The sequence below is a fragment of the Pseudomonas sp. IT-P74 genome (assembly GCF_949768175.1).
Taxonomy (GTDB): Bacteria; Pseudomonadota; Gammaproteobacteria; order Pseudomonadales; family Pseudomonadaceae; genus Aquipseudomonas.
This window is the reverse complement of sequence record NZ_CATKQD010000033.1, coordinates 223124-244730: the sequence shown is the minus strand read 5'-3', so window position 1 is coordinate 244730 and position 21607 is coordinate 223124. Positions and strand designations below refer to the sequence as shown.

The following is a 21607-nucleotide window of genomic DNA, read 5'->3' as shown; positions in this document are numbered from 1 at the left end:
CGACATGAAAAACCGGCCTGCGTGGCCGGTTTTTTAGTATCGGGATTCAAGGAACCTGTACGCCTTCGGTCAGCAACATGTCGATCAGGCGAATCAGCGGCAGACCGATCAGGCTGGTGGCGTCGGGGCCCTCGGTGCTGCGAAACAGGCTGACCCCCAGGCCTTCGGCCTTGAAGCTGCCTGCGCAGTCGTAGGGTTGCTCGGCGTGCAGGTAGCGTTCAATGCGCGGTGCGTCGAGTGTGCGCATGTTTACGGTGAACGGCACGCAATCGACCTGGCAGTGCCCTGTCTGGCTGTTGAGCAGGGCCAGGCCGGTCAGGAACGTCACGCTGGCGCCGCTGGCGGCCAGCAGTTGTTCGCGTGCTTTTTCGAACGTGTGGGGCTTGCCGATAATCCGCTCTCCCAGCACGGCGACCTGGTCGGAGCCGATTATCAGATGAGCGGTATGGCGGTCGGCCAGGGCACGGGCTTTCTCTTCGGCGAGGCGTTTGACCAGCTCGATGGCGGACTCGCCCGGGCGCTGGCTTTCGTCGATATCCGGCGAGCTGCAAGTGAAAGGCAGCTGCAGGCGGGTCAGTAATTCCCGGCGATAGGCCGAGCTGGAAGCGAGTAATAAAGGCAGCATGCGCAACTCCATAAGGCGTGCGCGAATTCTAGCGAGGCTTCCAAGTGACGGACAGGGCTGAATTTCCTTTGACATGGGCGGGTGCATCCCTATAATGCTGCGCCTATGTTGAATGACCCGATTCCACCTCACGTTGACCCGCGCAAATTGGCTGATCGTGGCACCACCCTTCAAGGTGAAATGCTGCTGGCCGATTTGGAGAGACTCTGCGACCCGCTTTCCGACAATGTCGGTACGGTGCAGGCTAAATTCGTTTTTGAACGAGATGAACGTAAATCTGTGGTCATCCACAGCTTTATCGACACTGAAGTCAAAATGGTTTGCCAGCGTTGTCTTGAGCTGGTCACCCTGCCGATCCATAGCGAATGCAGTTACGCTGTGGTGAAGGAGGGTGCGAATACCCAGTCGTTGCCGAAAGGTTATGACGTGCTGGAACTGGGCGAAGATCCTTTGGATCTGCAGTCACTGATCGAGGAGGAGCTTCTGCTCGCCTTGCCCATTGTGCCTGCTCATCATCCGGAAGAATGCCAGCAGCCGGCGGGAGCAGATGAGCCCGAACCGAGCGAGGACGAGGTAACGCGGTCCAACCCGTTCAGTGTATTGGCGCAGTTAAAGCGTGACCCAAACGTTTAGGAGTTAATCAATTATGGCTGTTCAGCAGAACAAAAAATCCCGCTCTGCCCGTGACATGCGCCGTTCGCACGACGCTCTCGAGGCTAGCACCCTGTCTGTAGAAAAAACCACCGGTGAAGTTCACCTGCGTCACCACGTATCGCCAGAAGGCGTATACCGTGGCCGTAAAGTGATCGACAAGGGCGCTGACGAGTAATCACTTGTCCGCTCAAGTCATCGCGATTGACGCAATGGGCGGGGACTTCGGTCCCCGCAGCATTGTCCAGGCCAGCCTTGCCTGCCTGTCTGCTACACCCTCGCTGCACCTGACCCTCGTCGGTCAACCCTCCCTTCTTGAAGAACTGATCGCTGGCTATCCGGCTGTGGATCGCGCGCGCCTGTCGATTACGCCGGCGTGCGAAGTCATCACCATGGACGAAAAGCCTGCCCAGGCCCTGCGTGGCAAGCCCGACTCGTCGATGCGCGTGGCGCTTGAGTTGTTGCGCGACGGCAAGGTCCAGGCCTGTGTCAGTGCCGGCAATACCGGCGCGCTGATGGCGTTGTCGCGTTTTGTGCTCAAGACCCTGCCGGGCATTGATCGTCCGGCCATGGTGGCGGCGATTCCGACACAAAAGGGTTACTGCCAGTTGCTTGACCTGGGCGCCAATGTCGATTGCAGTGCCGAGCATCTGTTGCAGTTTGCGGTCATGGGCTCGGTGGCAGCGGAGACCCTGGGCATAATCCGTCCGCGGGTGGCGTTGCTGAACATCGGCACCGAAGACATCAAGGGTAATCAACAGGTCAAGCTGGCAGCGACTTTGTTGCAAGGCGCCCGTGGCATCAATTACATCGGCTTTATCGAGGGCGACGGTTTGTACCGTGGCGAAGCGGATGTGGTGGTGTGTGACGGTTTTGTCGGCAACATCCTGCTCAAATCCAGCGAAGGCCTGGCGACCATGATTGCCGGGCGTATCGAGGCGTTGTTCAGAAAAAGCGTGGCCTCTCGCGTGGTCGGCGCGCTGGCGCTGCCCTTGATGAAGCGTCTGCAGGCCGATCTGGCGCCTGCACGGCACAACGGCGCGAGCTTTCTCGGTTTGCAGGGGATTGTGGTGAAAAGCCACGGTTCTGCCGGGGTCCAGGGGTTTCAGAGTGCCATTGCACGCGCCTTGATCGAGATTCAGGAGAATCTTCCCGAGCGCCTGCACGGTCGTCTGGAGGATTTGTTGCTTTAGGCGTTTTCGTCGGACAATGCTTAAATGTGACCGCTTGGTTCGATGGGCCATCCAACTGTCAGTTTCTTGCGTCCCCAAAGCGGGGCGCCAACTCTCCGACGACAAGATCATTAGGGGCTTGTTACATGTCTGCTTCCCTCGCATTCGTCTTTCCAGGACAGGGTTCGCAGTCCCTCGGCATGCTGGCCGAGCTGGGCGCGCAACATCCGGTTGTCCTTGAAACATTCAAAGAAGCTTCCGATGCACTGGGTTACGACCTGTGGGCACTGACCCAGCAAGGGCCGGAAGAGCAACTCAATCAAACCGATAAAACCCAGCCGGCCATTCTGACCGCCTCTATCGCCCTGTGGCGTCTGTGGCTGGCCGAAGGTGGCGCGCGTCCGGCTTACGTTGCCGGGCACAGCCTGGGCGAATACAGCGCGCTGGTCGCGGCAGGCAGTCTGAGCCTGGGCGACGCGGTGAAGCTCGTCGAGCGTCGTGGCCAGTTGATGCAGGAAGCCGTTCCGGCCGGGCAGGGCGGCATGGCTGCCATCCTGGGCCTGGACGATGCTGACGTACTGGCAGCCTGCGCCGAAGCGGCGCAAGGCGAGGTAGTCAGTGCAGTCAATTTCAACTCGCCGGGCCAGGTGGTCATCGCCGGTGCCAGGGCTGCCGTCGAGCGCGCCATCGAAGGCTGCAAGGCGCGTGGTGCCAAGCGCGCCATGCCGCTGCCGGTCAGCGTGCCGTCGCACTGCGAGCTGATGCGTCCGGCCGCCGAGCGTTTCGCCGAGTCGATCGCCGCGATCAACTGGCAGGCACCGCATATTCCTGTGGTGCAGAACGTCAGTGCCCAAGTGCCGGCCGATCTGGAAACCCTCAAGCGCGATCTGCTCGAGCAACTGTACAAGCCAGTACGCTGGGTTGAATCGGTCCAGGCGCTGGCCGCCAAGGGCGCGACCAACCTGGTCGAGTGTGGTCCGGGCAAAGTACTGGCCGGTCTGAACAAGCGTTGCGCTGAAGGCGTGTCGACATCCAACCTCAATACCCCAGACGCTTTCGCTGCCGCCCGTGCAGCGTTGGCCTGAATCAGGAGAAGCTTGCATGAGTCTGCAAGGTAAAGTTGCACTGGTCACCGGTGCCAGCCGTGGCATCGGCCAGGCCATCGCCCTGGAGCTGGGTCGTCAGGGCGCCATCGTTGTGGGTACCGCGACCTCCGCGTCGGGTGCCGAGCGCATTGCCGCGACCCTGAAGGAAAATGGTATTCAGGGCACTGGCCTGGAGCTCAATGTCACCAGCGACGAGTCTGTGGCAAGTGTTCTGGCGAGCATTCAGGAGCAGTTCGGTGCGCCGGCGATTCTGGTCAATAATGCCGGTATCACCCGCGATAACCTGATGATGCGCATGAAAGACGACGAGTGGCACGACGTTGTCGATACCAATCTGAACAGTCTGTTCCGCCTGTCCAAGGGCGTTTTGCGCGGCATGACCAAAGCCCGTTGGGGCCGAATTATCAGTATTGGCTCGGTTGTGGGTGCCATGGGCAACGCAGGCCAAGTAAACTACGCTGCCGCCAAGGCCGGTCTGGAAGGTTTCAGCCGTGCACTGGCGCGTGAAGTCGGTTCGCGTTCGATTACGGTAAACTCGGTGGCCCCTGGGTTCATCGATACCGATATGACCCGTGAACTGCCCGAGGCGCAGCGTGAAGCCTTGCAGACGCAGATTCCGCTGGGTCGTCTGGGGCAGGCTCAAGAGATCGCGTCCGTGGTCGCTTTTCTTGCGTCGGACGGTGCGGCTTACGTTACCGGAGCTACAATCCCGGTGAACGGCGGGATGTACATGTAATTCAAATGTGACGGATTGCTTCAAAAAAATGTCATACGAGCTGTCTAAAATCCGTTATAAAGCTGCAATCTATTTATAGGCAGAGGGTCACCGGGTTCGAGGAGTGAAGCTTTCAGTTGAAAAGCTGAAAAGCCTTTCTATACACTTACCCACTGGCCAGCTGCCTGAATTTGTCCATTAGGAGTGAAAACAAGGTATGAGCACCATCGAAGAGCGCGTCAAGAAAATCGTTGCTGAGCAACTGGGCGTTAAAGAAGAAGAAGTGGTCAACACCGCTTCCTTCGTTGAAGACCTGGGTGCCGACTCCCTTGACACCGTTGAGCTGGTGATGGCTCTGGAAGAGGAATTCGAGACCGAAATCCCTGACGAAGAAGCCGAGAAGATCACTACTGTACAAGCTGCAATCGACTACGTTACTAGCCACCAGGCGTAATAGTTTGTAATCGTTGCTCGCTGTCATGGAAAAACCGCACTGCCATCATGGCGTGCGGTTTTTTCTTTAGGCCTGATGCAAAGTCGTCATTTGAAAAAAGGAGAGTGCTGTGTCGCGTAGACGCGTCGTAGTCACCGGTATGGGTATGTTGTCGCCACTGGGCACGGATGTGCCGAGCAGCTGGCAGGGCATTCTGGCTGGCCGCAGTGGCATTGGTCTGATCGAACACGCCGACCTTTCTGCCTATTCCACCCGTTTTGGCGGCTCGGTAAAGGACTTCAATGTCGAGGAGTACCTGTCGGTCAAGGAAGCCCGCAAGCTCGACCTGTTCATTCAGTACGGTCTGGCCGCAGGTTTTCAGGCGGTACGCAATGCCGGTCTGGAAGTCACTGACGCCAACCGTGAGCGTATCGGCGTGGCCATGGGTTCGGGTATTGGCGGTCTGACCAATATCGAAGAAACCGCCCGCACGCTGCACGAGACCGGCCCGCGACGGATCTCTCCGTTCTTCGTGCCAGGCTCGATCATCAATATGATTTCCGGTTTCCTGTCCATACACCTCGGTGCACAGGGACCCAACTACGCCATCGCCACGGCCTGTACCACCGGTACACACTGCATTGGCATGGCAGCCCGCAACATCATGTACGACGAAGCCGACGTGATGATTGCCGGCGGCGCCGAGATGGCGGCCTGCGGTCTGGGCATGGGCGGCTTTGGTGCCTCGCGCGCGCTGTCGACTCGCAACGACGAGCCGACCCGCGCCAGCCGTCCATGGGACAAGGGCCGCGATGGCTTTGTATTGTCCAATGGTGCCGGTGCGCTGGTGCTGGAAGAACTCGAGCACGCCAAGGCGCGTGGCGCGACCATCTACGCCGAGCTGATCGGCTTCGGCACCAGTGGCGATGCCTACCACATGACCTCGCCGCCAGCCGATGGCGCAGGTGCGGCGCGCTGCATCACCAATGCGCTGCGCGATGCCAAAATCAATGGCGATCAAGTGCAGTACATCAACGCCCACGGCACCTCGACCCCCGCAGGCGACCTGGCCGAAGTCAATGCGGTCAAGTCGGTGTTCGGCGACCACGCCTACAAGCTGGCCGTCAGCTCCACCAAGTCCATGACCGGCCACCTGCTGGGTGCGGCGGGCGCGGTCGAGGCGATCTTCAGCGTGCTGGCGATCAACAGCCAGGTGGCACCGCCGACCATCAACCTCGATGAGCCGGACGAAGGCTGCGATCTCGATTTCGTGCCGCACACGGCGCGCAACATGGAGATCGATGTGGTCGTTTCCAACTCCTTCGGTTTTGGCGGCACCAACGGCTCGCTGGTGTTCCGCCGGTTCGCAGGCTGATGGACAGCTGGGTCGACGGTCAGCCGGCTGACGCGTTGTCGCTGAAGGACCGCGGCCTGGCTTATGGCGATGGTCTGTTCGAGACCATCGCCGTGCGCAACGGGCAGCCTGTGTTGCTGGACCGGCATCTGTCGCGTTTGGTGGACGGCTGCTCGCGCCTGGCGATAAACGCCGAGCATGAGCTGATCCGCAGCGAACTGCTGGCCTGCGCCGCGGCACTGGGTGACGGGGTGCTCAAGCTCATTCTCACCCGTGGCGACGGTCTGCGTGGTTACGCCCCCGATCCTTCGGCCCAGGCTCGACGCATTCTGCAAGGTAATCCACCGGCGGCGTATCCTGCCGCGCACGGTGAGCAGGGTGTTCGGCTGTTTCCTTGCGCCACGCGATTGTCCAGGCAGCCATTACTGGCCGGCCTCAAGCACCTGAATCGTCTTGAACAGGTTCTCGCCCGAGCCGAATGGCAGGACAGCGAGCATGCCGAAGGCTTGATGCTCGATCAGGCCGGACGGGTGATTGAAGGTGTATTCAGTAACTTGTTCCTGGTGCGTGATGGCGTGCTCATCACGGCTGACCTCAAGCGTTGCGGCGTGGCAGGCGTGATGCGTGCCGAAATATTGTTTCAAGCCAAGTCGCTGGGAATTCCCACGCAAATCACCGATATCCCCCTCGAACAGCTGCAATGGGCTGACGAAGTCTTTGTCTGCAACAGCGTGTATGGTATCTGGCCGGTGCGCGCCTATGCTGCTCTTCACTGGCCGGTTGGGCCGCTCACCCGTAAACTCCAAACCATTGCCCGTGTGCTACTGGATGCTTGATACGTGAGACGTAAACTCTTGCTGCTGCTGGAAACCGGAGTGGTTCTGGCGGGGCTGCTGATGGGTGCTTCAGCCTGGAAAATTCATTCGGCGCTGGTACAGCCGCTGAACATTGCCCAGGAACAATTGCTGGATGTGCCCAAGGGCACCACGCCGACCCGCACCTTCTACCGACTCGAAGCCAATGGCGTCATCAAGGACGCATTCTGGCTGCGGGTGTATTGGCGCTTCAACCTCGCCAAACAACCCCTGCACAGCGGCGAATACCGCATTCAACCTGGCATGACCGTCGAAGGCCTGATCGACCTGTGGAAACGCGGGGAAATGGTTCAGTACAGCCTGACCCTGGTCGAAGGCTGGAATTTCCGTCAGGTCCGCGCAGCGCTGGCCAAGGAAGAGAAGCTCGACCATAGCCTCGAGGGTTTAAGCGATAGCCAGGTCATGGACAAGCTCGGCCACACCGGGATTTTTCCGGAAGGGCGCTTTTTCCCTGACACCTATCGTTATGTGCGGGGCATGTCCGATATCGAGGTGCTGAAAACCGCTTATGACCGCCTCGACGAAGTGCTCGCCAAGGAGTGGGCACAGCGCTCTTCCGATGTGCCGTACAGGGAGCCCTACCAGGCGCTGATCATGGCTTCGCTGGTGGAAAAGGAAACGGGTGTGCCGCAGGAGCGTGGGCAGATTGCCGGCGTGTTCGTGCGACGCATGGCGATGGGCATGCTGCTGCAGACCGACCCGACAGTGATCTACGGCCTCGGCGACCGCTACAGCGGCAAGCTGACCCGGGCTCACCTCAAGGAATCGACGCCCTATAACACCTACATGAATGCGGGCCTGCCGCCGACGCCGATTTCCATGGTCGGTCGCGAGGCCATCCATGCGGCACTCAATCCGGTGGAGGGCAACAGCCTTTACTTCGTGGCGCGTGGCGATGGCACTCACGTGTTCTCCGACGATCTGGATGCCCACAACAATGCCGTGAAGGAGTTCCAGCTCAAGCGTCGCGCCGATTACCGCTCCAGCCCGGCACCCGCTACTGCGCCCGAGATGCCGCCAACCCAGGCTGAGCAAAACGGTACGCAGGAGGCCAAGGCTTCCCAAGAGCAGGCGCCGATCCCGGCCGCTTCACCAAACACAGCTCCCGAGGCGTTGCCGCAGGTGCCGGCGCAAGATCCTGCGCCAGCCCCTGAAACGCCCGAACCCGATGCAAGCGCACCGAAAAGCCCGCAATGACTCTGACTAAGGACTGCCTGTGACTGGCTTGTTTATTACTCTGGAAGGCCCGGAAGGCGCCGGCAAGAGCACCAATCGCGAATACCTGGCCGAGCGCCTGCGCGCCGCCGGCATCGAGGTGGTGCTGACCCGAGAGCCGGGTGGTACGCCGTTGGCCGAGCGAATCCGTGAAGTGCTGCTGGCCCCGGTCGATGAGGTCATGAACCCGGATACCGAGTTGCTGCTGGTGTTCGCGGCGCGTGCCCAGCACCTGGCCGAGGTGATTCGCCCGGCACTGGCCCGCGGTGCCGTGGTCTTGTGTGATCGTTTCACCGATTCGACATACGCCTATCAGGGTGGCGGTCGCGGCTTGTCGCTGGAGCGCATCGCGACCCTGGAAACCTTCGTCCAGGGCGATCTGCGCCCGGACCTGACGCTGATTTTCGATCTGCCTGTCGAAGTCGGCCTGGCCCGCGCCAGCGCTCGCGGTCGTCTGGATCGCTTCGAGCTCGAAGGCCGGACCTTTTTCGATGCCGTGCGCAGTGCCTTCCTCAAGCGGGCCAAGGCGGATCCGGCGCGTTATGTGCTGGTCGATGCTGCCCAACCGTTGGCAAAAGTTCAGCAGTCTCTGGATGTCTTGCTGCCGCGCCTGCTGGAGTTGAGCCGTGGCTGAGGTCTATCCATGGCAGGAAACCCTCTGGCAGCAACTGGCCGGTCGCGCCCAGCATGCGCACGCCTACCTGCTGCATGGGCCGGCCGGGATCGGCAAGCGGGCACTGGCCGAACGCTTGATGGCCAGCTTGCTGTGCCAGCGCCCGAACGCGCTGGAGGCCTGTGGCGAATGCAAATCATGCCTGCTGCTCAAGGCTGGCAGCCACCCCGACAACTACATCCTGGAGCCGGAAGAAGCCGACAAGGCGATCAAGGTCGACCAGGTGCGCGACCTGGTCGGTTTCGTGGTGCAGACCGCGCAGTTGGGCGGGCGTAAAGTGGTGCTGATCGAGCCGGTCGAGTCGATGAACATCAACGCCGCCAATGCCCTGCTCAAAAGTCTTGAAGAGCCGTCCGGCGATACCGTTCTATTGCTGGTCAGCCATCAGCCGAGCCGCTTGTTGCCAACCATCAAGAGTCGCTGCGTGCAGCAGGCCTGTCCACTGCCGGGCGAGGCCATGAGCTTGAAGTGGCTGGCCCAGGCGTTGCCGGAGTGCTCCGAAGACGAACGCGTCGAACTGCTGACCCTGGCCGCCGGTTCGCCGCTGGCGGCGGTCAACCTCCAGGGCCAGGGCGTACGTGAACAGCGCGCGCAAGTGGTGGAAGGGGTGAAAAAACTCCTCAAGCAACAGCAGTCGCCAACGCAACTGGCCGAGGAATGGAAAAACATTCCGATGTTGCGCCTGTTCGACTGGTTCTGCGATTGGTCGAGCCTGATCCTGCGCTACCAGTTGACCCAGGACGAAGCCGGCCTTGGCCTGACCGACATGCGCAAGGTCGTGCAATACCTTGCGCAGAAGAGCGCCCAGGGCAAAGTCCTCGATATCCAGGACTGGATCCTCGCCCAGCGACAGAAAGTCCTGAGCAAGGCCAACCTCAACCCGGCCTTGCTGCTGGAGGCATTGCTGGTGCAATGGGCGTCGTTGCCTGCCCAACGATGACCGTCTGCACCTAAACTCTGAGTATTGGTACATCCGACCGTCCCACCCATTCGATACAAGTTGCAGCCCTTTATGCTCGTAGATTCCCATTGTCACCTTGATCGCCTCGACCTGACCGCTCACGACGGCTCCCTGGATGCTGCCCTGGATGCGGCCCGGCAACGTGGGGTAGGGCACTTTCTGTGTATCGGTGTCAGCGCGGACAACGCGGCCGACGTCAAAGCCCTGGCCGAACGTTATGACGACGTCGACTGCTCGGTGGGCGTGCACCCTCTGGATGTGCAGCCAGGTGCCGCGCCGGCGCTGGACTGGCTGTTGCACGAACTCAATCACCCGCGTGTGGTGGCCATCGGCGAAACAGGTCTGGACTATCACTACGAGCCGGAAGCGGCAGAGTTGCAGCAGGAGTCGTTCCGCCTGCACCTGCAGGCAGCGCAACAGACCGGCAAACCGGTGATCATCCATACCCGCGGCGCCCGCGCCGATACCTTGGGCTTGCTGCGTGAGGCGGCGTTGCCCCAGGCGGGCGTATTGCATTGCTTTACCGAAGACTGGGAGATGGCGAAGGCTGCGCTGGACATGGGCTATTACATTTCCCTGTCCGGGATTGTCACTTTTCGCAATGCCGATGCGTTGCGCGATGTGGCCAGCAAGGTGCCGGCCGACCGGTTGCTGGTGGAAACCGACTCGCCGTACCTGGCACCGATTCCCTATCGCGGCAAGCCAAACCTGCCGCAGTACGTGCGTGAAGTTGCGGAATTTCTGGCAATGTTGCGTGGTGAGCCCTACGAGCGGTTTGCCGAGCAAACCACGGCGAATTTCAAGCGCCTGTTCCCGCTGGCGCATGTGAAATCAGTTTAGGGTTCGAAGCCGCTTTCGCGAGCAGGCTCGTTCCCACAAGGTTAAATCGCAGGCAAAAAAAACCCGGGTTCTGGGGGGTGAATCCGGGTTAAGACCATTAGGAGTAAAACAATGGCACGCGGTCCGTTGGTACCAATATCGGCGTGACACTTGGGGGAGATGCCCCGCCGACAGTTCAAGTATTGATCAGGATTGCGCCTCGTCCAGTTTAGCGGCCCGGGTTTTTAAACAAATTTGGAATACGTGCGCTTCGGAAGAGTTCTCATCACCCTGTAAACGTACGCGGAATGACCAGAAAGCGCAGATATGGTCGGATGATCCGTGCATTTTTGCGTAAGTTAGGCATAATACGCGGCTTCGAATTTTGACCCCTGCAGACCTTTTCTTATGCATAAAGAACCTCGTAAGGTCCGTGAATTCCGTCGCCGCGAGCAGGAAATTCTCGATACCGCGCTCAAGCTGTTCCTCGAACAAGGTGAAGACAGTGTCACCGTCGAGATGATTGCTGATGCCGTCGGTATCGGTAAAGGCACGATCTACAAGCACTTCAAATCCAAGGCGGAAATCTATTTGCGCCTGATGCTCGACTACGAGCGCGATTTGAACGAGCTGTTGCATTCGGCCGATGTCGACAAGGACAAGGAAGCTCTGTCCCGGGCCTATTTCGAATTCCGCATGCGCGATCCACAGCGCTACCGCCTGTTCGACCGCCTTGAAGAAAAAGTGGTCAAGGGCAACCAGGTGCCGGAGATGATCGAGGAACTGCACAAGATCCGTGCCTCGAACTTCGAACGCCTGACCCTGCTGATCAAGGGCCGGATCAGCGAAGGCAAGCTGGAAGACGTGCCACCTTACTTCCACTACTGCGCATCCTGGGCCCTGGTGCACGGTGCCGTCGCGCTGTATCACTCGCCGTTCTGGAGCAATGTGCTGGAAGACCAGGAAGGTTTCTTCCAGTTCCTGATGGACATCGGCGTGCGCATGGGCAACAAGCGCAAACGCGACACCGACACTTCCGGCAGCTGAGCCATTCAGTTGCCTTATTGCGCCATGATTTTGCTACTTGGCGCAGTACCGCAGGAATATACTCAGGTAGAGGACTTGCTAAAACTTGATTTCTGAGTCAAGTTTTAGCGGCCCGATATTCTTCCGCCGGAGTGACCATGATCGTTGACCGTCAAGGCAGGCGTTTTCGCAACTTGCGAATCAGTCTGACCTCAGCCTGCAATTACGCTTGTACCTACTGCGTGCCCAACGGCAAGCGGCTGGTGGCTGCGCAGGATGAATTGTCGGCCGAAGCCATGGCGCGTGGCGTGGCTTACCTGATTGAAGCGGCGGGTATCGAGCGTCTGCGCATTACCGGCGGCGAGCCGCTGGTCAGCCCGAAACTCGAAGCGTTCATGACGGCGGTCGGGCGGATGGGCCTGGAAGACATCAGCCTGACCACCAATGGTCAGTTGCTGGCGAAGAAACTGCCACTTCTGGTGAACGCCGGCATTCGGCGCCTCAACGTTTCCCTCGATACCCTCGACGCCAGTGCGTTCCGCGGCATTGCCCGGGGTGGCGACCTGGCCACCGTGCTCGACGGCATGAGCGAGGCCAGTGCGGCCGGCATGAAGATCAAGGTCAACATGGTGCCGCTGCGCGGACAGAACCTCGATCAAGTGATGCCGCTGCTCGATTACTGCCTGGAACGTGGATATGAACTGCGCTTCATCGAGCTGATGCGCATGGGCCACCTGGCAAACGACTCCAATGCCTTTCTGCAGCAGTTCGTCAGCCTTCAGCAATTGCTGAGCCTGATCGGCGAGCGCTACGAATATCTGCAAGCCGATGCACCTGTCGATGCGACGGCGGTGCGCTATGAAATTCCGGGGCACGGCTATTTCGGCGTGATCGCCAATGAAAGTGTGCCGTTCTGCCGGACCTGCTCGCGACTTCGTTTGTCTTCCACCGGATGGCTGCATGGCTGCCTGTCGTCGAGCAATCGCCATTACATCGGCGACCTGCTGGACAAGCCGCGCCATCAGGCGCTGCCGGCGCTGCAGAGACTCTTGGTGAAAGCCTTGGGTGACAAGCAGGAAGTGGCGTTCTCCGGAGGCGCGACCGTGATGAAAATCATCGGTGGCTGATCATTCCTCATCGCGAGCAGGCTCGCTCCCACATTGAAATGCAACCCTCTGTGGGAGCGAGCCTGCTCGCGATGCGATCTGAGTGTTGGTGAGCGGGAGCTGGCGCAAAAGCTGCATCCTACGGCCATTCGCCGGTTTTCCGACACCGGCCTCTGGAGGATAGGATGCGTAGCCTGGTTTTGCTGCTGGCCGTATTGGCAATTGGTGGCTGCATGAACGTCAGCGATATGGCCGAAGGGACTCGTTACCATATGAGCGATGCGGGGTTGCTCGACCACAGTGAGAGCCGTCGCGTAAACAACCTGCGCATTCAGCCGGACTCGTTCGTCTACATCGCCCAAGGCGCTTTCATGCCGCCGGGCAGCGCCGTTTACCCACGGCCCAACGTGATTGCCGAAGTCGCGTTCGATGGCTTCATCGAATACTTCCCGATGGTCCGCCGTGCCCGTACGCCGGAAGGCCTCGACCAGGCCATGGGCGAAGCCCGTGCCGCCGGTGCGCACTATCTGCTCTATACCCGGTTTGCCAAGTCTGACGACCGTATCGGCAACTCGGACGAGTGGCTGGACCAGGAAGCCCTGGATCGTCTCGGCATCGACAGCGGTATGATTCAGATCATGTTGATCGAGACCAGCACCCAGTATTTGATTGATACTGCAACCATCAAGAGTCGTGGCGGTTTACTGACGTTCCACGATAAAAAACCCGAAGACCTGATGGGCCCGCCGCTGGAGCAATACGCGCGCAGCCTGCTGGGGCTCAGTGACCAGTAATCCCGAGGAGAGCGCCATGAGTGGCCCGCAAAAAGCCAACGACCTGCTGGGGCAAATCCCCAAGACCAAAGGCTTGCCGCCGGTGCACCTGTGGAATCCCGATTTCTGCGGCGACATCGATATGCGCATCGCCCGGGACGGTACCTGGTATTACCTGGGCACGCCGATCGGGCGCAAGCCGATGGTCAAACTGTTCTCCACCATCATCCGCCGCGATGGCGATGATTATTTCCTGATCACTCCGGTGGAAAAGGTCGGCATCAAGGTCGACGATGCGCCGTTCGTGGCGATTGCCGTCGATGTGGAAGGCGAGGGCGAGGCGCAGGTGTTGCGCTTTACCACCAACGTCGATGAAACCACCGAGGCCGGCGCCGATCATCCCATGCGTGTGGTCATCGACCCGGTAACGCAAGAGCCGGCCCCTTACGTGCATGTGCGCAGCAATCTTGAAGCCTTGATCCATCGCAACGTGTTCTATCAGTTGGTGGAGCTGGCGGTGAGTCGCGAGATCGACGGCCAGCGCTGGCTCGGTGTATGGAGTGGCGGCGAGTTCTTCCCCATCGGTCTGGAACCCTGACGCATAAACCCTGTAGGAGCGAGCCTGCTCGCGATGACGGAGTGTCAGTCGACGACATCTGTGCCTGAACCGCAATCGCGAGCAGGCTCGCTCCTACAGTGGTTTCGGAAATTCTCGAAAGAACCAGATTGACATCCAATCGTATGATGATTAGCGTGGGCCTCCATTGCGAACGGCTTTGAGGTGTCCATGTCCAGCAGCTTTCATGCATCGACGGTTGACTGGCTGGGCTGTTGGCTCGCCACGGGGCAGGTCAAGCCGGGTGAGTCACTCAAGGTCGAAGCCGACCTCGGCGAACAACTCGGCGTGAGCCGCACGGTCATCCGTGAAGCCATCAAGACCCTGGTGGCCAAAGGCATGCTCGAGGTCGGGCCGAAAGTCGGCACGCGGGTGTTGCCGGTACGGCGCTGGAATCTCTTCGATCCACAAGTCGTCGGCTGGTTGTCGCGCAGCGGCTTGCCGGAAAACTTCGTCGACGATCTGCTCGACCTGCGCCGCACCATCGAGCCGATGGCCGTGCGCTGGGCCTGCGAGCGCGCAACCGGCGAACAGGTGAACGCGATCCTGTTGGCCTGTAACGCGCTGGAACGGGCGGTGGACAGCGGCATCGATTACAACCGCGCCGACCAGCTCTTCCACGAATGCATCCTCGCCGCCAGCCACAACCAATTCATCGAACAAATGGTTCCCGCCCTCGGCGCTTTGCTGGCGGTGGCCTTTGAAGTGTCCGCCGCCGACCCGGATGAACTGCGTCGCACCTTGCCGATTCACCGGGACCTGGCTGAGGCGATCGCGGCCCGTGATACCGCCCGGGGTGTCTGGGCCTGCATGACTCTGATCGATAACGCGGACCTGGCGATCAAGCGCTACTACCCGCAAGTCATGGCCGATAAAAAGGCCAGCTGACAACGAAAATCCCCATATAAAAACAAGAACAATGCAGGAGGTTTCATGGCGTGGACTGCGGTGACCGAACATCGGGCTCAACTGGGCGAAGGCCCGTTCTGGGATGCGCCCACCCAAGCCCTGTACTGGGTGGATATCGCCGGTAAACAGGCGCTGCGATTGATCGGCGCCAACGTGCAGATCTGGCAGATGCCGGAGCACGTATCGGCGTTCATTCCATGCGAAAGCGGCGATGCCCTGGTGACATTGAGCAGCGGCGTGTATCGCCTCGATCTTGATTCACCCGGCCTGGAACCGCGCCTGACGTTGTTCTGCGTGGCCGATCCGCAACCGGGCAACCGCCCCAACGAAGCCCGCTGCGACACCCAGGGCCGGCTTTGGCTCGGCACCATGCAAAACAACATCGGAGAACAGGGCGAAGACCTGCCCCTCGTCCGTCGTTGCGGTGGGCTGTTTCGCATCGATCGCGCCGGGCGGGTTGCGCCGTTGCTGCGTAACCTGGGCATTCCCAACACGCTGCTGTGGAGCGATGACGCCACCACGGTGTACTTCGGCGACAGCCTCGACGGCACCTTGTATCGACATTTCATCCGTACCGACGGAGCCCTCGATGCGCCACAGGTCTGGTTTGGTCCGCACGGGCGTGGCGGCCCGGACGGCTCGGCGATGGATACCGAAGGTTTTATCTGGAATGCCCGTTGGGACGGCAGCTGCCTGCTCAGGTTGAGCCCGGACGGCAAAGTCGATCGGATCATCGAGCTGCCGGTCAGTCGTCCCACCAGCTGTGTGTTTGGCGGTGCAGACCTGAAAACCCTGTACATCACCAGCGCGGCAAGTCCGCTGGGCCATCCATTGGATGGTGCTGTGTTGTCGATTGCAGTGGATGTGCCTGGAAAGCATTGCACGCGTTTTGCTGGGTAAATCCCAAAATATGGGATGTAAATATATATATTGAGATTTGTCGCGAGCCGGGTTTATAGTCGGCCTCACGAGTTACATGCACTCACACTTAAAAAAACAAAACAGGTGAAGTGATGCAGCGAAGTTCCCCCGTGCTCCCTTGCGGAGCCAGTGCCTCAGAGCGTTTCCGAGCTGAAACGTTTTCGCACTCACTTGTTTCCTACCCAGCGCCTTTTGACCGGACATCGACAGATGCCCGGTTTTCGTCGTGTCTTCGAACAGGAGTCTTGATCCATGGCTGAACCACTGTCATTGCCACCGGTGCCCGAACCGCCCAAGGGCGAACGCCTGAAAAACAAGGTCGTATTGCTGACCGGTGCCGCCCAGGGGATTGGTGAAGCGATTGTGGCGACCTTCGCGTCCCAGCAGGCCAGGCTGATCATCAGCGACATTCAGGCCGAGAAAGTCGAGAAGGTCGCGGCGCACTGGCGAGACCAGGGCGCCGATGTGGTGGCGATCAAGGCCGACGTGTCGCGTCAGCAGGATCTGCACGCGATGGCCCGGCTGGCGATCGACCTGCACGGCCGGATCGATGTGCTGGTCAACTGCGCCGGGGTCAACGTATTCCGCGATCCGCTGGAAATGACCGAGGAAGACTGGCGTCGCTGCTTTGCCATCGACCTCGATGGCGCCTGGTACGGTTGCAAGGCGGTGCTGCCGCAGATGATCGAGCAGGGCATCGGCAGCATCATCAACATTGCCTCCACCCATTCCTCCCACATCATTCCCGGCTGCTTTCCATACCCGGTGGCCAAGCATGGCTTGCTCGGTCTGACCCGTGCCCTGGGCATCGAATATGCGTCCAAGGGAATCCGCGTCAATGCCATCGCGCCGGGCTACATCGAAACCCAGATCAACATCGATTACTGGAACGGTTTCGCCGACCCCCACGCCGAACGGCAGCGCGCGTTTGACCTGCACCCGCCGCGTCGCATCGGGCAGCCGATCGAAGTGGCGATGACCGCCGTGTTCCTGGCCAGTGATGAAGCGCCGTTCATCAATGCCTCGTGCATCACTATCGATGGCGGGCGCTCGGTGATGTACCACGACTGAGTGATCGGGCTTTCAGGCGTGTTGCTACGTCTGAAATACAATCATCATATGATATGACTATTGGCAGTATGTTTCACCGCGTCATGGCTTCAACGAACGCTCAAGAAAAATAACAAGGAGTCAGCTTATGAATCGTCGTCATGCTATTCGTTCCCTGTGCTGTGCCGCGTTGGCGGTCTCGGCGTTCAGCCTGAGCAACACGCTGCTGGCAGCCGAGGAAGTGAAGATCGGTTTCCTGGTCAAGCAGGCTGAAGAGCCCTGGTTTCAGACCGAGTGGGCCTTTGCCGAAAAGGCCGGGAAAGAGAAGGGCTTCACCCTGATCAAGATTGCCGTGCCTGATGGTGAGAAAACCCTTTCTGCCATCGACAGCCTTGCGGCCAACGGCGCCAAGGGGTTCGTGATCTGCCCGCCGGACGTCTCCCTGGGACCGGCGATCATGGCCAAGGCCAAACTCAACGGGTTGAAAGTGATTGCTGTCGATGACCGCTTCGTCGATGCCAGCGGCAAGTTCATGGAAGACGTACCGTACCTTGGCATGGCTGCATTCGAAGTCGGCCAGAAACAAGGCAATGCCATGGCGACCGAAGCGAAGAAACGCGGTTGGGACTGGAAAGACACCTACGCGGTGATCAACACCTACAACGAACTCGACACCGGTAAGAAGCGCACCGATGGCTCAGTCAAAGCGCTGGAAGATGCCGGCATGCCGAAAGACCATATCCTGTTCGCGGCCCTCAAGACCCTCGACGTGCCGGGCAGCATGGATGCCACCAACTCGGCCCTGGTGAAACTGCCGGGGGCGGCGAAGAACCTGATCATTGGCGGCATGAACGACAACACCGTGCTTGGCGGTGTGCGCGCCACCGAGAGCGCCGGTTTCGCGGCGGCCAACGTGATCGGCATCGGCATCAACGGTACCGACGCCATCGGCGAGCTGAAGAAACCCGACAGCGGCTTCTACGGTTCGATGCTGCCGAGCCCGCACATCGAGGGCTACAACACCGCCAGCATGATGTACGAGTGGGTCACCACCGGCAAAGAACCGGCGAAGTACACTGCCATGGACGACGTGACGCTGATCACCCGCGACAACTTCAAGCAAGAGCTGGAAAAGATCGGCCTGTGGAACTGACGGCCGTTTGATTTCAGCGGCGGCCTCGGTGGCGGGGCTGCCTGATCGGTGTGAAGAGGTGGTTATGCACGCGCAAACAATCCAACACGAACACAGCCTCACCGGCAGCTTGCGCTTCAACGGGATCGGCAAGACCTTTCCCGGGGTAAAGGCGCTGGACAACATCAGCTTCGTCGCCCATCCGGGGCAGGTTCACGCCTTGATGGGCGAGAACGGGGCCGGCAAGTCGACGCTGCTGAAAATCCTCGGCGGGGCCTACACGCCTTGCAGTGGCGCCTTGCAGATCGGCGAGCGGACGATGGACTTCAAGTCCACCGCCGACAGCATCGGCAGTGGCGTCGCGGTGATCCACCAGGAGCTGCATCTGGTGCCGGAAATGACCGTGGCCGAGAACCTGTTTCTCGGGCATCTGCCCGCCAGTTTCGGCCTGATCAACCGCGGTGCCCTGCGTCAGCAGGCACTGGCCTGTCTCAAAGGCCTGGCCGATGAAATCGACCCGCAGGAGAAAGTCGGGCGCCTGTCCCTCGGCCAGCGGCAACTGGTGGAAATCGCCAAGGCGTTGTCCCGTGGCGCCCATGTGATTGCCTTCGACGAACCCACCAGCAGCCTTTCGGCGCGGGAGATCGAACGCTTGATGGCGATCATCGGCCGGCTGCGGGACGAGGGCAGAGTGGTGCTCTATGTCTCCCACCGCATGGAAGAAGTGTTCCGCATCTGCAACGCGGTGACGGTGTTCAAGGACGGACGTTACGTGCGCACCTTCGACGACATGAGCCAGTTGACCCACGATCAACTGGTCACCTGCATGGTCGGGCGCGACATCCAGGACATCTACGATTACCGCCCGCGCCAGCGTGGCGCGGTGGCGCTCAAGGTCGACGGCCTGCTCGGGCCGGGGTTGCGCGAGCCGGTGAGCTTCGAGGTGCACAAAGGCGAAATCCTCGGGCTGTTCGGACTGGTCGGTGCCGGTCGCACCGAGCTGTTGCGCCTGCTCAGCGGCCTGGCGCGTAACAGTGCCGGACAGCTGAAACTTCGTGGCCATGAACTGAAACTGCGCTCACCCCGGGACGCGATTGCCGCCGGGATCCTGTTGTGCCCCGAGGACCGCAAGAAGGAAGGCATCCTGCCGCTGGCCAGCGTTGCCGAGAACATCAACATCAGTGCGCGCGGCGCCCACTCCACCTTCGGTTGCCTGTTGCGCGGTCTGTGGGAGAAGGACAACGCCGAGCAGCAGATCAAGACGCTGAAAGTGAAGACGCCCAACGCGGCGCAGAAAATCATGTACCTGTCCGGCGGCAATCAGCAGAAGGCCATTCTCGGCCGCTGGCTGTCGATGCCGATGAAAGTGCTGCTGCTCGACGAGCCCACCCGCGGCATCGACATCGGTGCCAAGGCCGAGATCTACCAGATCATCCATAACCTGGCCGCCGAGGGGATCGCGGTGATTGTGGTGTCCAGCGACTTGATGGAAGTCATGGGCATTTCGGACCGCATCCTGGTGCTGTGCGAAGGCGCCCTGCGTGGCGAGCTGAGCCGCGAACAGGCCAACGAATCCAACCTGCTGCAACTGGCTTTGCCGCGCCAACGCGCCGACGGCGTGGCGAACTGAGAGGTGACTATGATGACAACCCAAAACAACACCCTGCCAACCACACGCAAACCGCTGGACCTGCGACGCTTCCTCGATGACTGGGTGATGCTGCTGGCGGCGGTCGGCATCTTTGTCGCCTGCACCTTGCTGATCGACAACTTCCTGTCACCGCTGAACATGCGTGGCCTGGGCCTGGCGATTTCCACCACCGGGATCGCGGCGTGCACCATGTTGTACTGCCTGGCGTCGGGGCATTTCGACTTGTCGGTGGGCTCGGTGATTGCCTGCGCCGGGGTAGTCGCGGCGGTGGTGATGCGCGACACCGACAGCGTGTTCCTCGGAGTCTGTGCGGCGCTGGTAATGGGCCTGATCGTCGGGCTGATCAACGGGATAGTGATCGCCAAGCTGCGGGTCAATGCACTGATCACCACGCTGGCGACCATGCAGATCGTGCGCGGCCTGGCCTACATCTTCGCCAACGGTAAAGCGGTGGGAGTGTCCCAGGAATCGTTCTTCGTGTTCGGTAACGGCCAGCTGTTTGGCGTGCCGGTACCGATCCTGATCACCATCGTTTGCTTCCTGTTTTTTGGCTGGCTGCTGAACTACACCACCTACGGACGCAACACCATGGCCATCGGCGGCAACCAGGAAGCGGCACTGCTGGCTGGTGTGAATGTCGATCGGACCAAGATCATCATCTTCGCCGTGCACGGTGTGATCGGTGCATTGGCCGGGGTGATCCTGGCATCACGCATGACCTCCGGCCAGCCCATGATCGGCCAGGGTTTCGAGCTGACCGTGATCTCGGCCTGTGTGTTGGGCGGGGTATCGTTGAGCGGCGGGATTGGCATGATCCGGCATGTGATCGCCGGGGTGTTGATTCTGGCGATCATCGAGAATGCGATGAACCTGAAGAACATCGATACGTTTTATCAGTATGTGATCCGGGGTTCGATTCTGCTTCTGGCCGTCGTGATTGACCGTCTGAAGCAGCGCTGACACCCATTACACTTGTGGGAGCGAGCAAGCTCGCTCCCACAATTGACCGGGTTGGTCAGGCGAACGCGGTCCCCTGTGGGAGCGAGCCTGCTCGCGATTGGGCCTCCACGTTCAATACATAAGCAGGCCCTAGCTCGCCTTGCGCAACGCCTCGATCAGCTCTTGCTTGCGCATCGAGGACCGCCCGGGAATATCCTTTGCCCTGGCTTCCTTCCTCAAGCTATCGACTGTTTGAGTCTCTCGCGAAGCCTTGCTGCTACGTGAGTTTCCTTTACGACTTGCGACCGCCCGACGCGCCGATTCCTTGCGATCTGCCGATTTTGCACTGGCGGGTTTCTTGCGCCCCGAACCGCCGGCCCGTTCGCCGCCACCGGACTGTTTGTTCACCGTCGCCCAGGCGCGGGCTTCGGCTTCGTCCTTTGAGACGCCTTTGTTTTCGTAACTGTCTTCGATGTGTTGCGCCTTGTGCTTTTGCTCGGCGGTGTATTTGGTTTTGCTTCCACGAGGCATTGGATTTCTCCTGGCTTCATTATTGGCTCATGTTGCTGTCCTCGTCCTCGGTGGTGCTTGAACCGACGCCGCCACTGCCGGGCGTTTTTTTGTCCGGCAGGTTCGTCCCATCCTGACGTCCCGCGTCATTGCCTTTAACCCGTGGGTCGGTGCCGGTGGCGGGCGGCAGGTTATGGTCGATCGTCGTGCCATCGGTGTTCATACCGGGGGCACTCTGGATGGCGGGGGCCCTGGGTTTTTCCACCGGATTGGTCGGGCCGGTGCTCGAACCGATGGTCCCGGCGAAGGAGGCTGCGGACAAAAGCCCAGTGAGAACGAGGGCGGTCAACCTGGACAGAATCATGGGGTGTCTCC

Annotated in this window: 25 protein-coding genes; 22 read left to right on the top strand and 3 right to left on the bottom strand. The window is 60.2% G+C overall.

Features of this window, described 5'->3' with window-relative positions:
* Positions 1-46: 46 nt before the first annotated feature.
* Positions 47-625: a Maf family protein gene (locus ACM6J5_RS17490; protein WP_095942599.1), complete on the bottom strand. Its 579-nt coding sequence runs from the start codon at positions 623-625 to the stop codon at positions 47-49.
* A 105-nt stretch (positions 626-730) separates the two neighbouring features.
* Between ACM6J5_RS17490 and ACM6J5_RS17485 the strand changes: the two genes are divergently transcribed.
* The 22 genes from ACM6J5_RS17485 (at position 731) to araH (ending at position 20743) form a co-directional block, all read left to right on the top strand.
* Positions 731-1258, top strand: a complete 528-nt coding sequence (locus ACM6J5_RS17485) for a YceD family protein (protein WP_007942001.1) — start codon at positions 731-733, stop codon at positions 1256-1258.
* Positions 1259-1271: 13 nt separating this feature from the next.
* The gene (rpmF, locus tag ACM6J5_RS17480) at positions 1272-1454 is read left to right on the top strand and encodes a 50S ribosomal protein L32 (protein ID WP_003179396.1); all 183 of its coding nucleotides are present in this window, start codon (positions 1272-1274) and stop codon (positions 1452-1454) included.
* A gap of 4 nt (positions 1455-1458) precedes the next feature.
* Entirely contained in the window at positions 1459-2469 is a 1011-nt protein-coding gene (gene plsX, locus ACM6J5_RS17475; protein ID WP_150672635.1) for a phosphate acyltransferase PlsX, read from the top strand.
* Positions 2470-2594: 125 nt separating this feature from the next.
* Positions 2595-3533: an ACP S-malonyltransferase gene (fabD, locus tag ACM6J5_RS17470; protein WP_414929041.1), complete on the top strand. Its 939-nt coding sequence runs from the start codon at positions 2595-2597 to the stop codon at positions 3531-3533.
* Between the two features lie 16 nt (positions 3534-3549).
* Positions 3550-4290 carry a 3-oxoacyl-ACP reductase FabG gene (fabG, locus tag ACM6J5_RS17465; protein WP_007987168.1) on the top strand — a complete coding sequence of 247 codons (741 nt, stop codon included), beginning with the start codon at positions 3550-3552 and terminating at the stop codon, positions 4288-4290.
* Positions 4291-4486: 196 nt separating this feature from the next.
* Positions 4487-4723 carry an acyl carrier protein gene (gene acpP, locus ACM6J5_RS17460; RefSeq protein WP_003175607.1) on the top strand — a complete coding sequence of 79 codons (237 nt, stop codon included), beginning with the start codon at positions 4487-4489 and terminating at the stop codon, positions 4721-4723.
* 109 nt (positions 4724-4832) lie between these two features.
* Positions 4833-6077, top strand: a complete 1245-nt coding sequence (fabF, locus tag ACM6J5_RS17455; protein WP_095946391.1) for a beta-ketoacyl-ACP synthase II — start codon at positions 4833-4835, stop codon at positions 6075-6077.
* The gene (gene pabC / locus ACM6J5_RS17450) at positions 6077-6892 is read left to right on the top strand and encodes an aminodeoxychorismate lyase (RefSeq protein ID WP_414929040.1); all 816 of its coding nucleotides are present in this window, start codon (positions 6077-6079) and stop codon (positions 6890-6892) included. Before fabF ends, pabC begins: the two co-directional genes overlap by 1 nt.
* Before the next feature lie 3 nt (positions 6893-6895).
* Positions 6896-8128, top strand: coding sequence for an endolytic transglycosylase MltG (gene mltG / locus ACM6J5_RS17445; RefSeq protein ID WP_095946393.1), 1233 nt, complete (start codon positions 6896-6898; stop codon positions 8126-8128).
* A gap of 19 nt (positions 8129-8147) precedes the next feature.
* Positions 8148-8780 (top strand): dTMP kinase, encoded by a 633-nt coding sequence (tmk, locus tag ACM6J5_RS17440; protein WP_414929039.1) that lies wholly within the window; start codon positions 8148-8150, stop codon positions 8778-8780.
* Complete coding sequence (locus ACM6J5_RS17435; RefSeq protein ID WP_150672637.1) at positions 8773-9759, top strand: DNA polymerase III subunit delta'; 987 nt, start codon at positions 8773-8775, stop codon at positions 9757-9759. Before tmk ends, ACM6J5_RS17435 begins: the two co-directional genes overlap by 8 nt.
* Before the next feature lie 72 nt (positions 9760-9831).
* Positions 9832-10620 (top strand): TatD family hydrolase, encoded by a 789-nt coding sequence (locus ACM6J5_RS17430; RefSeq protein ID WP_095944009.1) that lies wholly within the window; start codon positions 9832-9834, stop codon positions 10618-10620.
* 387 nt (positions 10621-11007) lie between these two features.
* Positions 11008-11646 carry a TetR/AcrR family transcriptional regulator gene (locus ACM6J5_RS17425; RefSeq protein WP_008050425.1) on the top strand — a complete coding sequence of 213 codons (639 nt, stop codon included), beginning with the start codon at positions 11008-11010 and terminating at the stop codon, positions 11644-11646.
* A 137-nt stretch (positions 11647-11783) separates the two neighbouring features.
* Positions 11784-12752, top strand: a complete 969-nt coding sequence (locus tag ACM6J5_RS17420; RefSeq protein WP_414929038.1) for a GTP 3',8-cyclase MoaA — start codon at positions 11784-11786, stop codon at positions 12750-12752.
* Positions 12753-12916: 164 nt separating this feature from the next.
* A complete protein-coding gene (locus ACM6J5_RS17415) occupies positions 12917-13525 on the top strand; it encodes a DUF4823 domain-containing protein (protein WP_150672638.1) in 609 nt (202 codons plus the stop codon).
* A gap of 16 nt (positions 13526-13541) precedes the next feature.
* Positions 13542-14102, top strand: a complete 561-nt coding sequence (locus ACM6J5_RS17410; RefSeq protein ID WP_008050421.1) for a DUF1285 domain-containing protein — start codon at positions 13542-13544, stop codon at positions 14100-14102.
* A gap of 189 nt (positions 14103-14291) precedes the next feature.
* Positions 14292-15008, top strand: a complete 717-nt coding sequence (locus ACM6J5_RS17405; RefSeq protein WP_046037461.1) for a FadR/GntR family transcriptional regulator — start codon at positions 14292-14294, stop codon at positions 15006-15008.
* A 45-nt stretch (positions 15009-15053) separates the two neighbouring features.
* Positions 15054-15929 (top strand): SMP-30/gluconolactonase/LRE family protein, encoded by an 876-nt coding sequence (locus tag ACM6J5_RS17400; RefSeq protein ID WP_095944006.1) that lies wholly within the window; start codon positions 15054-15056, stop codon positions 15927-15929.
* 273 nt (positions 15930-16202) lie between these two features.
* A complete protein-coding gene (locus tag ACM6J5_RS17395; RefSeq protein WP_095944005.1) occupies positions 16203-17021 on the top strand; it encodes an SDR family oxidoreductase in 819 nt (272 codons plus the stop codon).
* Between the two features lie 127 nt (positions 17022-17148).
* A complete protein-coding gene (locus ACM6J5_RS17390) occupies positions 17149-18153 on the top strand; it encodes a substrate-binding domain-containing protein (protein ID WP_095944004.1) in 1005 nt (334 codons plus the stop codon).
* 64 nt (positions 18154-18217) lie between these two features.
* Positions 18218-19762, top strand: coding sequence for an L-arabinose ABC transporter ATP-binding protein AraG (araG, locus tag ACM6J5_RS17385; RefSeq protein ID WP_414929037.1), 1545 nt, complete (start codon positions 18218-18220; stop codon positions 19760-19762).
* 12 nt (positions 19763-19774) lie between these two features.
* Positions 19775-20743 carry an L-arabinose ABC transporter permease AraH gene (gene araH, locus ACM6J5_RS17380; protein ID WP_095944016.1) on the top strand — a complete coding sequence of 323 codons (969 nt, stop codon included), beginning with the start codon at positions 19775-19777 and terminating at the stop codon, positions 20741-20743.
* A gap of 129 nt (positions 20744-20872) precedes the next feature.
* Here the strand turns inward: araH and ACM6J5_RS17375 are convergent, their stop codons facing one another.
* Complete coding sequence (locus tag ACM6J5_RS17375; RefSeq protein WP_414929036.1) at positions 20873-21253, bottom strand: Rho termination factor N-terminal domain-containing protein; 381 nt, start codon at positions 21251-21253, stop codon at positions 20873-20875.
* Positions 21254-21272: 19 nt separating this feature from the next.
* Positions 21273-21596 (bottom strand): hypothetical protein, encoded by a 324-nt coding sequence (locus ACM6J5_RS17370; RefSeq protein ID WP_414929035.1) that lies wholly within the window; start codon positions 21594-21596, stop codon positions 21273-21275.
* Positions 21597-21607 lie beyond the last annotated feature (11 nt).